Here is an 11,532-nt window from a genome sequence, read left to right on the forward strand (position 1 = left end):
TGCCGGACTTTTTATTCGGATTCATTCAACCAAGCCGAGGTGTATATAATCGTGAAATCCGGCAACGCCATCAACGGGCAGTCCGTGTTTCTTTTCATAATCTTTTAGCGCTATTTCGGTTGAGCTGTTGAACTTACCATTGCATTCACCATTGTAGAATCCTGCGCTTCGCAAACGGTATTGAATGATTTGAACGTCACCGCCGCTGTCTCCCTTTGCTAAACGTCTGGGATTGGCGCCCAGTTTACCAAGAACATGGCCCCTAAAGCTTATTTTAGTCCCCACCCGTACAAATTCGTATAACTCCTCAACATCATGGTTATGCATTCGTATACAGCCATGACTGGCATTATGGCCTATAGAATAGGGTCTGTTTGTGCCGTGAATACCGTATGTTCCCCATGGTACGTTAAGTCCGATCCACCTGGTTCCAAACCCTTTCCCCCAATTTTTATATTTGTTAATTACGACATACTCGCCCACAGGCGACGGCGTTTCTGGTTTTCCAAGAGCGATGGGATACTTCTTTATAAGCTGATTGTTAGAATACAAGAAAAGTTGGTTCTTTAGAGGGTCAACCATTATAGATATCTTTTCTTGATTTTGAGAAGGATTTGCAGTGGTATTAGGATTTAAAATGATGAACAAATGAATAATTAAAAGCATCTTAGGCATGAACATACTCTAAAAATCCTCCATTCGATCATTTTAATTTGTTGTTTGTAGGTAGTATGCCCTATCCCTGCATGACTAAATGCATTAGGAGGGGCTGCAAAGCAGATTCTCAACTTTATTCGGAAAATAAACAAAACCGTTTGTGCCGCTGCGCAGTCTTTATCAGTAGCATAGAAATAGCAAAGTATCTATATAAAGGGGGGAGGGGATGGACGTGGAGAGCCTGATAAAAGAACAGACCGTCATCCTGTCGGATGAAGAGAGCTTCTTCGGGCTTGTGGCTGAGCACAAAAGAACGTTATATGGCATCGCCCACAGCTATCTCCGCAGTGAGGCGGATGCGCTTGAAATGGTGCAGGAGGCGACCTGCCGGGCTTGGATCAAACGCAGAAGCCTGAAGGATGAGGGGCGGTTCACCCCATGGCTTATCCGAATTCTAATCAACTGCTGCAACGATGAACTGAAGCGCAGAAAGCGGGTGATTCCCTCCGAAATCCAGGGCGGGGAGTCCGGGGTGATTGAAATGACGAGTGACCGCAAGCTGGACATGGAGCGGGCGCTGGATGCCGTGAAGCCGAAATACCGGCAGGTGCTTGTCCTGAAATATTACCGGGATATGACGCTGGCTGAAATCGCGGCAGTGCTGGAAAGACCGGAAGGGACCGTAAAGACGTGGCTGAACAAAGGCCTGAAGCAGCTGCGGGACAAAATGAAAGGAAAGGGAGATGACCGCTATGTTTGAACGTGAAGAGAAACTGGCCCGGGACTATTTTCACGCTGCTGACCGGCAGTCGTCGCCGGTATCCGAGCAGAAGCTGGACGCAGCGATTCATGCCGGTATCGCCGAAGGGACCCGTAGAGGAAAGAACGTCCGTAGACGTTATGCTTTCACAACCGCCGTTATCCTGACCGTCGCCCTGCTGTTCATCATCTCATGGCTGGGGGGACTCGGCGGTCAAAAGATTATCGCGGTTCAGCCCAAGAACTGGGGGGAGTTTGAAGCATACCGTTCAATCGCGGAGAACAATATCACTATAAAAACGGCGCTGGACGCCGGACTGGTCATACCTCTCCACATTTCAACGCAGGAGAAAAACGGCTACAAAATTATCCTGGACGGCATGATCGCCGACCGGCGGGGCATGCTGCTGCTGTATACGTTCGAGAACCGGAGCGCGCAAAAGGCGACGGTCACCCGCTTTTCGTTGAAAGGCCCGTCGAATTTTTCTTCCACTTCCTATTGGAGCGGCGGCGACAGAAGCCCGGGGATTACCCATAATTACGTCCAGCTCACTTTGGAAGAAGGCCAGAAGCTGTCTGAACGGATCACGGCTGAAGTGATCGTAATACCGGATACTCCTGAGGCTCAACTTTCCAGCTCGAACAAATTCAGAACCTCGCTGACGACCGGTTTTACGGTGGATACCGCGGAGATTGAAAAGTCCGGCCGTGAGATCGATATCGGCGAAACAATGACGGTCGGCGGACAGCGGATTCATATCGAAAAAGCCTATATCGGACCGACAGGAATTTACTTGAATGCCGTATATGACGATCAGAATGCCAAACGAATATTCAGTGTGATTAAGCCGACGATTATGTCCGGAAAGGGAGAAAAGGAAACGGCGCTGGCTTCCTACATGACGTTGGATGTGAATACTCCGCTGCAGACGATGGTTTTCCACAACAATAATATGGATGCCAAAGGGCCGCTGAAGCTTACGATCAAGGGAATCCAGGCTTTGGACAAACCCGATCTGAAGCTTGTCATCGATACGGAGGCCCAAAAAATAATCAAGGCGCCTGACGACCGATTAACGCTATCCGACCGAAGCACCGATATCAGGTTTACCGAAAGCAGTTCGGGGGTTGAGGGGAAGGGAAAGCCCGGTCAGCTTGTACTCCAATTAAGTACCAAGCCTACTCCGAACGACGAAATGACTCGCGTGTCATTTGATCTGGACGACAGCTTTACGGACGGCGAGGGAGTGAAGCATTCGATTAACCGGAACGAAGGAACGTATTGGGAATCCAGCGGCAATTCGGAGGGATGGACAGATACTGGTATTTACAATCTAGGGTCCGCCAAGCTTCCACAGCCGCTTACCTTTACGATTAGCAGCTACCCGAACCCTATACTTGAGGAGAAAACCGTCCGAATTCGTTAATAATTATGCCAAAAAGCCGCCCCCCCACCCGCTTTACAAGCGCGGGCCCGAGGCGGCTTTCTTTGGATTATTTCCCGGCAAGAGCATCGCAGAACGCTTTGCCGTATGGCGGGAGATCGGGTGGACGGCGGGCGGAGACGATATGGCCGTCGACAACGACCGGCTCGTCCTTCCAGATGGCTCCGGCGTTCTCCATATCGTCCCGGATACCGGGGGTGGAGGTTACCGTAACGCCTTCCAGAATTTTGGCGGAAATCAGCACCCATCCGGCATGGCAGATTTGCCCGATCGGTTTCCCGGCTTCGTTGAAATCGCGGATGAGCTTCAGCACAGCGGGATAGCGTCGGATCTTATCCGGCGCCCAGCCGCCCGGAACCAAGATGCCATCGTAATCAGCCGTGTCCAGTTCATCCCAGGAGTATTCGGCGGTTGCCGGTACGCCATACTTGCCAATATATGTTTTGTTTTTTTCAAGCCCGGTTAGATGCACCTCTGCGCCTTCCTCCCTGACCCGGTATACCGGATACCAGAGCTCCAAATCTTCAAACTCATCGTCTACGAGCGCGATAACTTTTTTTCCGGCCAGTCTCAATTGGCTGCAGCTCCCTTCAAGAACGTAGTCCCGCTTATTGTAGCAAATATAAAATTTGAAGTCATCTGTGATCATGAATAAATTATCATATATGGTAAATTCATCATTTTATGCAAACGGGAAGGTTTTTTGCTCGGGGAAGCGAATATAGATTTAATATATCTTTTTCTAAATTTATTTCAAATCTTTTTTTGAGGTGCAACTATGTGCAATGAGAGCCAGCTTTCTCAAACCTGCCGCTGCGGCGGCGAGATGACTATACATATGCATACGCTGATTTATAAAGCTAAAGTAAAAATCGCCAGTGTTCCCGTATTTATGTGTCGTACCTGCTTCCAGTATGTGCCGCATCCGGCGGTGAAACGGGATTTGAGCCTGGTTCTTCAGGAGCTTGGCAGTGATCCCAAAAGAAACAGCTTCTCTTTTGCCGAACGCAACGAGTGGGCTTCCGTTCTGAATGATACTTTGAATACGTTTAAAGGCGGAGACTATGATCTGGAGCAGGCTGTTCAGCAGGCTATGAGCGCCCGGATTGATCTGCTGCTGGATCTGTTCCGAATTGCGTCGAAGGCGGCCGATTCGGAATGGATGGGGGAGATCGAGAGCAGGCTGCTAAAGCTCATTTGCCATACGGCATCAAAAGTGTCTTGATTTTTTCTGCAAAAACAATGAAAATATTTCAGAAACATTGGATTTTTTCGTCGATTTTTGTTACCATAAGAAAGAGGTTACATTCCTTTGATAAAGGGCTGTGAACTTACGGACAAGTCCAGTCTTCTATGCGGAAAAGTCCAGGCAACTTCCTCTCCTTACGCATTGGTCGATGTTATTCAGTACTACTGCGTATCAGGCGAAGACACGAGAGAAAATGGGTATCCGGCACTAGTCTCCCAGGAGATTTTTTGTCAATAATGGGGAGGCAGTGTGGAATATGTCCCATTTCCGTATCATCGCTTCGATGTTGAAATGACTTTTGAAAGGAAATTGAAGCGTTATCATTGCACAAAAGTACAAATTATCGTATCATGATTTTAATTAGGTCGAACGATAAAATTTATCGCAATGGAGAGAGTAATTTGACGGTAACCATTTACGATGTAGCGCGTGAAGCAGGCGTATCTATGGCAACGGTATCACGGGTTGTGAATAACAATCCAAATGTGAAACCGCAAACCCGCAAGAAAGTTTATGAAGCTATTGAGCGTTTAGGGTATCGTCCCAATGCCGTGGCGAGAGGTCTTGCCAGTAAGAAAACGACAACCGTTGGCGTGGTCATTCCTGACATTTCCAATTCCATTTTTGCGGAAATCGCCCGCGGAATTGAAGATATTGCCAATATGTATCACTATAATATTATTTTGTGTAACGCCGACAAGCGCAAGGAGAAGGAAATCCGCGTCATCAACACTTTGCTGGAGAAGCAGGTGGACGGGCTCCTCTTCATGGGCGGCACTGTGACGGATGAGCATATCCTGGCCTTCCAGACATCCTCCGTCCCGATTGTGTTGTGCGCGACGAGTGATGAGAAGGGTACGTATCCTTCCGTAGATATCGATCATGAGGCTGCCGCATTCGACGCGGTTAATACTCTGATCCGCCACGGCCACCGCGAAATTGCGATGATCAGTGGCACGCTGCAGGACCCGGCCAACGGCTATGCTCGATTCCATGGATATAAGAAAGCGCTCGAAACGGCCGGAATTGAGTACCAAGAAGATCTTGTACGTATCGGAAATTACCGTTATGAGTCCGGCGTTGAGGCCATGAAATACTTCCTGGGCCTTAAGAAGAAGCCTACGGCAGTCTTTGCCGCGACGGATGAAATGGCCATTGGCGCCATCCACAGCATTCAGGACGAAGGCCTGAAAGTGCCGGATGATTTCTCGGTTATCAGTGTGGACAACATTCGTATGGCATCCATGGTCCGTCCGCTGCTTACGACGGTTGCACAGCCAATGTACGACCTTGGCGCTGTGGCCATGAGACTTTTGACCAAGCTGATGAAGAAAGAGACCGTAGAGAATCCGCGCGTCATTTTGCCGCATGAGACCATTCTGCGTTTGTCCGTTAACCATGTGAATGAATAATTTCTGACATCACCCTTTAGGGCTGCCGGGCGGCTTCATAGGCCCGGTTTAGAAGAATATGAGTCGGCGTATAAAGCTCCGTCATGGGGCTTTTTATGTTTTTATATATAATTTTTTAGCAGGAGGTCAGCCTAATGGAAGCTGTAAATGGCATTATTGGAGCTATGGATGAGGAAATCAAGCTGCTGCTGGAGCAAATGGAGCACAGTGAGGCTGTTGTCAAAGCTGGAATTACATATTATAAAGGTTCAATCGGCAGGAACTCCATCGTCGTCTGCAAATCAGGTGTGGGAAAGGTGAACGCCGCTGTCACTACGCAAATTATGATCGATACGTTCGGTGCGCAAAAAATACTGTTTACGGGAGTGGCCGGAGCGCTGCATCCGGAGCTGGAAGTTGGGGATATCGTTATATCTTCGGAATGTATGCAGCACGATATGGATGTTACGGCGCTTGGATACGCCCGCGGCATCATTCCGTATCAGGAGACGTCGGTGTTCCCCGCAGATCCGGAGCTTGTACAGTTTGCAGAGAAGGCCTGCCGGGATCTGGGAGTCCGCTATGTAACGGGGAGAATTCTCTCGGGCGACCAGTTTATTGCCAGCCATGAATCGGTCGCCATGCTGCGGGAGCAGCTCGGAGGAGCCTGTGCGGAAATGGAAGGAGCGGCACTGGCACAGGTGTGTCAGATGAACGGTATACCGTTCGTTGTCATCCGCTCTATGTCCGATAAGGCAGACGGCTCGGCGAATGTCAGCTATGCGGAATTTACGGAAATCGCATCGCGGCAGTCCCATCAAATCCTGAGCGTGATTCTAAACGGATTGCTTTAATACATGAATCGCTGCCTGAGCCGCACTCTGGCCGCACATTTCTCTAGAGGTCAGCGGTATCTTGAGAGCGATGCTGACTATTAGGCAGTTCGTTGAATGGGAGGGGATTTCCAGATTATCTGCGGCGTACCGGATCATATCGATACTCTTCATCAACCGCGATCATGTGACGGTACGCCCGGGTATCCAGACAGCTGCCTTTCCATTAATTCAGGATGGATTGTAAGCGCTTGCTGTGATATACTTTATTTTGACATAAAAAGTTCACATTTGATAGCTTGACTTCATATCCGTGAAGCTAAGAAATCAAGTTTGTGCAATTACAAACGATGAGATCAATTGAGCGTTCCGCATGTCACTGCAATTTAAGCTTACGTTATTCAAGCGAGAGGAGGCATGGACAAATGGGAAAGGTTCACCAGGAAATTTTACCTCGCCGTGCGAACAATTCCAATTTAGCTGATTACGGCCAGGCTGTCACCTATTTCAAGTGGGAGGATGTGGAACGCCAGTTCAGCTGGTACGAAACGGGTAAAGTCAATATGGCTTATGAGGCGGTTGACCGCCATGTGGAGGAGGGACGGGGCGGAAAGACGGCGCTGATATACAGTGATCCGGTACGTGAAGAATCATACTCCTTTGCCGATTTGAAAGAAAAGTCGAACCGCTTTGGCAACGTGCTGCGCAAATATGGGATTGGCAAGGGAGACCGGGTATTTCTATTCATGCCAAGGCAGCCCGATCTGTATTTCAGTCTGCTGGGCATCTTGAAGATAGGCGCTGTTGTGGGCCCCCTGTTCGAAGCGTTTATGGAAACGGCGGTCAAGGACCGGCTTGAGGACAGCGGGGCTGTTGCGCTGGTCACTACGCCTGAGCTGCTTAAGCGGGTGAAGCGGGAGGAGCTTCCCGACCTGCGTCATATTTTTCTGGTAGGCGGGTATTCGGATCCTGAAAAAGGACTGATCAGCTATGATTTGGAAAGCGCTTCCGCGTCTGTGGAGCTTGAACCGGAGTGGCTGGGCCTCGAGGATGGGCTGATTATGCATTATACATCAGGTTCGACCGGAAAGCCCAAAGGTGTGTATCATGTACAGCGTGCGATGATTCAGCACTATTACACCGGAAGAGTAGTGCTCGATCTGCGGGATGATGATATATACTGGTGCACAGCCGACCCGGGATGGGTTACAGGCACCTCGTACGGGATTTTTGCCCCGTGGCTTAACGGCATCACGAATGTTGTTCGCGGCGGACGCTTCAGTCCCCGCGATTGGTACAGTACGATTGAACGCTGCAGAGTAACGGTATGGTACAGTGCTCCGACGGCGTTCCGCATGCTGATGGGGGCAGGGAATGAGAGTCTGAAAGGCGTTGATTTAAGCAGTTTGCGCCATGTCCTCTCAGTTGGAGAGCCGCTCAACCCGGAAGTCATCCGCTGGGGAGACAACGTGCTTGGCCAGCGCATTCATGACACCTGGTGGATGACGGAGACGGGTGGCCAGCTTATCTGCAACTATCCGGGGATGGACATCAAGCTGGGGTCTATGGGACAGCCGCTGCCCGGCATTACCGCCGCAATTCTGGATGATCAGGGCAATGAATTGCCCCCGTATTCCATGGGAAATCTGGCTATCAAGACGCCGTGGCCGTCCATGATGGACCGGATCTGGAACAACCCCGCCAAGTACGAGGAGTATTTTCGCATTCCAGGCTGGTATATCTCCGGAGATTCCGCTTATATGGATGATGAAGGATATTTCTGGTTTCTGGGACGGGTTGACGATTGTATCAACTCCTCGGGTGAAATGATCGGACCTTTCGAGGTAGAGAGTAAGCTGGTTGAACACCCCGCGGTTGCGGAGGCGGGAGTTATCGGCATACCTGACGCCCTGCGCGGAGAGATCGTCAAGGCCTTTATATCACTTCGCGAAGGATATTTGCCTTCGGACGCGCTGAAGGACGAAATTGCGGCGTTTGTAAAATCGGGGCTTTCCGCCCATGCCGCGCCGAGGGAAATCGAATTCAAGGATAAGCTCCCGAAGACCCGGTCCGGCAAAATCATGCGCCGCGTGCTCAAGGCCTGGGAGCTTCACCAGCCCGCCGGAGATCTGTCGACGATTGAGGATTAGGCATTAAAAAAGACGGTTGACCGCCCTGCCCGTTCCCGGGCGGCTGTCAACCGTCTAGTTCGTTCTATGGACTGCTGCGGAGTACGAAATGCCAATGACCTAGTGAGCGCCGCGCTTCCCCCTGGCATTCACCTTGTTGTTGCTGCTTTGCACCTTGCCCTGACTATCGTTTCCATTGGGCTGAATCAGGACGGCCCCGGGATCAATGATATTCCCGGGATCAACGGTCGTCCCAGGCTCGTCGGACGTACCGGGAGTCGCGCTTGGACCCGGCACAATGTCCTCTCCAGGTGTAGCCTCAATGCCCGGGAACAGGCCGTCTTCCGGACTTGGCGACGGCTCCGGCGTCGGAGCGCCCCCGCCGACACTGCCCGAAGCTGTTTCATTTCCGGCCACATCAACCGCTGCGACATAAAAAACAGCATAGTCGCTTGCCGGGGTATCCGTTGTGAACGACGTACCGTCCCCAGCCAGAAGCACATCCGCTTTTTGGAATGGGCCTCCGTTTACGGAACGGTATAGCCGATAACCGACGACATCGGGCGAGCCGCTCTGGGTAAAGCGGATGACTGCCTTACCGTTGTTATAATAAAGCTCAACCTTCCCCGGTGCCGTCGGAGCGTTGCCGTCGTCCTCGCGAGGGTCGACCTCCGTCGGAACGCCCGTCTTCGCATCCGCAGGCAGATAGTACTCCAGCGGTTCATGCTCTTTCATGGACGGGAAGGCGGCCTGCAGTTCCTTGACCAGTTCCTCGATCGGCTTCTCTCTGGAAACTACGATCTTCTCCTTCAGGAAGTCATCCGGCGTCCCGTCACGCGGGATATAATTCACTCCGCCGTATGTAATGTATTTGGCTCTTGAAATTCCGTCGTCGCTATCCTTCGGCACAAATTTTTTATTGAAAATATCGGTCGTAAATTTATCCGTGAGCGAGGTTGGCAGCTTGCCGCTGTATGCCGATACGGTCTCTTTGACGATGCCGTCCGGCTGATCAAATTTCTTCGTGGGGAACAGGTCCGGTTTTTTCTCAATGACCGCGTTCATTACCTTGGCCCACAGGGCTTGCGCCTGTCTCCGCTGCGTTCTGGTTTCAAGCGTATTGATCTGTTCTTTGTAGCCGACCCACATGCCCAGTGTTATGTCAGGAGTGTAGCCCATGAACCATACGTCCGCATAATTCTGGGTGGACCCCGTCTTGCCGACAATCGGGATATCCTTGGAATGCTTGTAATTACTCTTGACGGTGCTTCCCGTCCCGTCAGTAATAACGGTGCGCAGCATGTCGGTCATTAAATAAGCGCTTTGCTCGGAGAATACACGCTCCGGAATAACCTTATGCTGATAGATGATTTTTCCCTTCGAATCGACGATTTTCTCGATCATATAGGCATCGTTAAATTCGCCTTTGTTGCCAATGGCGGAATAGGCATTGGTTAAATCCTGGACGGACACACCATATTTTAATCCCCCGAGAACCCCGGTCTGTGCGCTATAGTCTTCGTCCTGTATGGTCGTGATTCCCAGTTTTTTAGCAAAAGCCCAGGCGTTCTTGATCCCAACCTTTTCGTCGAACAGCTTAAGCGCCGGCAGGTTCAAGGAGTTGTTGAGCGCATATCTTGCCGTCACGAGGCCCTGATAACGGTTATTGGCATTCTTGGGAATGTGAAAGCCCTTCGTACCGTCCTTCAGAATAATCGGCGCGTCGTCCAAAATGCTTGCGGGCTGAATCACCCCTTCCTCAAGAGCGGGCAGATAAGCAGCGATCGGTTTCATTGTCGATCCTGGCTGACGGACCATCTGAGTGGCGTAATTCATGCTTTCGACATTGAAATCACGTCCTTCGATCATTCCCAGAATCGCGCCGGTCTTATTGTCGATCATCATTCCGGCGGTCTGTTCGAGACCTTTGCTTTTGCTTTCCTTAGTAAAATTGCTGCTGTCCTCGGAGATGCTGTGCATCGCGTTGTATACTTTTTTATCGATTGTCGTATACACCCGGTATCCGCCTGTCAGCAGTTGCTGGCGAGCCTCTTCAAGCTGTGAAACGCCCTTGGAGCTCTCCTGATTATTGTTGTTAGCCAGCGAAAGCAGGATTCCCGCCGCCTGGCGCTCCGTTTCCATCATGAGATAAGGAAAAGTAACGTAGGCTTTCTTGGTGTGCGGAGCCAGGGATTTCTTGATATCAAAGGCCAAAGCTTCCTGATACTGGGATGACGTAATTTTGTTCTCCTCCAGCATGCGCCGCAGGACAAGGTGCTGGCGGTCGAGCGCGCGGTTAAACGCAGCCTCATTGAATTCCCCATATCCGTTGAACGCCGAATAGGCGGAAGGAAGCTGGGGGAGGCCGGCCAAATAGGCAGCCTGGGCAATATTCAGCTTGTCAAGATCATCGACGCCGAACAATCCCTTGGCTGCGGCTTTGATGCCGTAGACGTTATAGCCGTTCGCTCCGTTGCCGAAGGGAACCTTGTTCAGATAAGCCGTTAAAATTTCATCTTTGCTCAAAAAGCGCTCCAGCCGCAGCGACAGCAGAATTTCCTTCACCTTGCGGTCTTCCGTCTTATCCAGGTTTAAGAATACGCGTCTGGCAAGCTGCTGGGTAAGGGTGCTTCCGCCGGTCTGCACGGACTCGTTCAGCAGTTTTTGCTTGACGGCGCGCATCGTACCGTTGATATCCACACCATGATGCTCGTAAAAACGGTTGTCCTCGATTGCGAGAACAGCGTCAATAACGACTTTGGGAATATCATTATAGGCGACCAGCCTGCGGTCCTCCTCCGTCCGGAGCTGGCCGATCGGCATGCCGTCGCGGAAATAGGCGAACCCTGTCACAACGTTCTCGCCGATTCTTTCCTGAATCGTCTGCTCGGAGCGGACGGGGTCATCTTTGACTATGGAAGCGACAAGTCCTCCTACGGCGCCGCCTGCGAACAGGACGCCCATTACGCCAAGAATGAACAACCATTTCACGACGGAACCGACCCTGCGCAGCCAGGACCTTCGCGGGCGAATGTCCGTCGCTGTTTTTTTCATATTTTCCTGAGCCAT

General features: G+C 51.0%; 10 protein-coding genes. 6 read left to right on the top strand and 4 right to left on the bottom strand.

Translation table 11 applies throughout. From position 1 onward, the window contains the following. Positions 1-21 precede the first annotated feature (21 nt). A complete protein-coding gene (locus KP014_RS15735) occupies positions 22-681 on the bottom strand; it encodes a L,D-transpeptidase family protein (protein WP_036601031.1) in 660 nt (219 codons plus the stop codon). Positions 682-883: 202 nt separating this feature from the next. Between KP014_RS15735 and KP014_RS15740 the strand changes: the two genes are divergently transcribed. Together KP014_RS15740 and KP014_RS15745 are read left to right on the top strand one after the other, a co-directional pair. Beyond that, the gene (locus KP014_RS15740; protein WP_051500463.1) at positions 884-1,417 is read left to right on the top strand and encodes a sigma-70 family RNA polymerase sigma factor; all 534 of its coding nucleotides are present in this window, start codon (positions 884-886) and stop codon (positions 1,415-1,417) included. Continuing rightward, the gene (locus tag KP014_RS15745) at positions 1,410-2,843 is read left to right on the top strand and encodes a hypothetical protein (protein ID WP_036601034.1); all 1,434 of its coding nucleotides are present in this window, start codon (positions 1,410-1,412) and stop codon (positions 2,841-2,843) included. Before KP014_RS15740 ends, KP014_RS15745 begins: the two co-directional genes overlap by 8 nt. Positions 2,844-2,910: 67 nt before the next feature. On the opposite strand, the gene KP014_RS15750 is transcribed toward KP014_RS15745, so the two are convergent. Next, the gene (locus KP014_RS15750; RefSeq protein WP_036601080.1) at positions 2,911-3,435 is read right to left on the bottom strand and encodes a type 1 glutamine amidotransferase domain-containing protein; all 525 of its coding nucleotides are present in this window, start codon (positions 3,433-3,435) and stop codon (positions 2,911-2,913) included. A gap of 252 nt (positions 3,436-3,687) precedes the next feature. Between KP014_RS15750 and KP014_RS15755 the strand changes: the two genes are divergently transcribed. The 3 genes from KP014_RS15755 to KP014_RS15765 all read left to right on the top strand — a co-directional run bounded on the left by KP014_RS15755 (position 3,688) and on the right by KP014_RS15765 (position 6,355). Next, entirely contained in the window at positions 3,688-4,086 is a 399-nt protein-coding gene (locus KP014_RS15755) for a hypothetical protein (protein WP_216700372.1), read from the top strand. Positions 4,087-4,511: 425 nt separating this feature from the next. Then, on the top strand, positions 4,512-5,522 hold the full coding sequence (ccpA, locus tag KP014_RS15760) for a catabolite control protein A (protein WP_036601040.1): 1,011 nt from the start codon (positions 4,512-4,514) through the stop codon (positions 5,520-5,522). A 134-nt stretch (positions 5,523-5,656) separates the two neighbouring features. Further along, a complete protein-coding gene (locus tag KP014_RS15765; RefSeq protein ID WP_036601043.1) occupies positions 5,657-6,355 on the top strand; it encodes a 5'-methylthioadenosine/adenosylhomocysteine nucleosidase in 699 nt (232 codons plus the stop codon). Here the strand turns inward: KP014_RS15765 and KP014_RS15770 are convergent. Beyond that, the gene (locus tag KP014_RS15770) at positions 6,338-6,508 is read right to left on the bottom strand and encodes a hypothetical protein (protein WP_216700373.1); all 171 of its coding nucleotides are present in this window, start codon (positions 6,506-6,508) and stop codon (positions 6,338-6,340) included. The genes KP014_RS15765 and KP014_RS15770 overlap by 18 nt on opposite strands. Positions 6,509-6,759: 251 nt before the next feature. Between KP014_RS15770 and acsA the strand changes: the two genes are divergently transcribed. Then, a complete protein-coding gene (gene acsA, locus KP014_RS15775; RefSeq protein ID WP_036601046.1) occupies positions 6,760-8,484 on the top strand; it encodes an acetate--CoA ligase in 1,725 nt (574 codons plus the stop codon). 99 nt (positions 8,485-8,583) lie between these two features. Here acsA and KP014_RS15780 read toward each other — a convergent pair whose 3' ends face one another. Further along, positions 8,584-11,532 carry a transglycosylase domain-containing protein gene (locus KP014_RS15780; protein WP_090833912.1) on the bottom strand — a complete coding sequence of 983 codons (2,949 nt, stop codon included), beginning with the start codon at positions 11,530-11,532 and terminating at the stop codon, positions 8,584-8,586.

It is taken from the genome of Paenibacillus sophorae (assembly GCF_018966525.1).
In the GTDB taxonomy this organism is placed as follows: Bacteria; Bacillota; Bacilli; order Paenibacillales; family Paenibacillaceae; genus Paenibacillus_AQ; species Paenibacillus_AQ sophorae.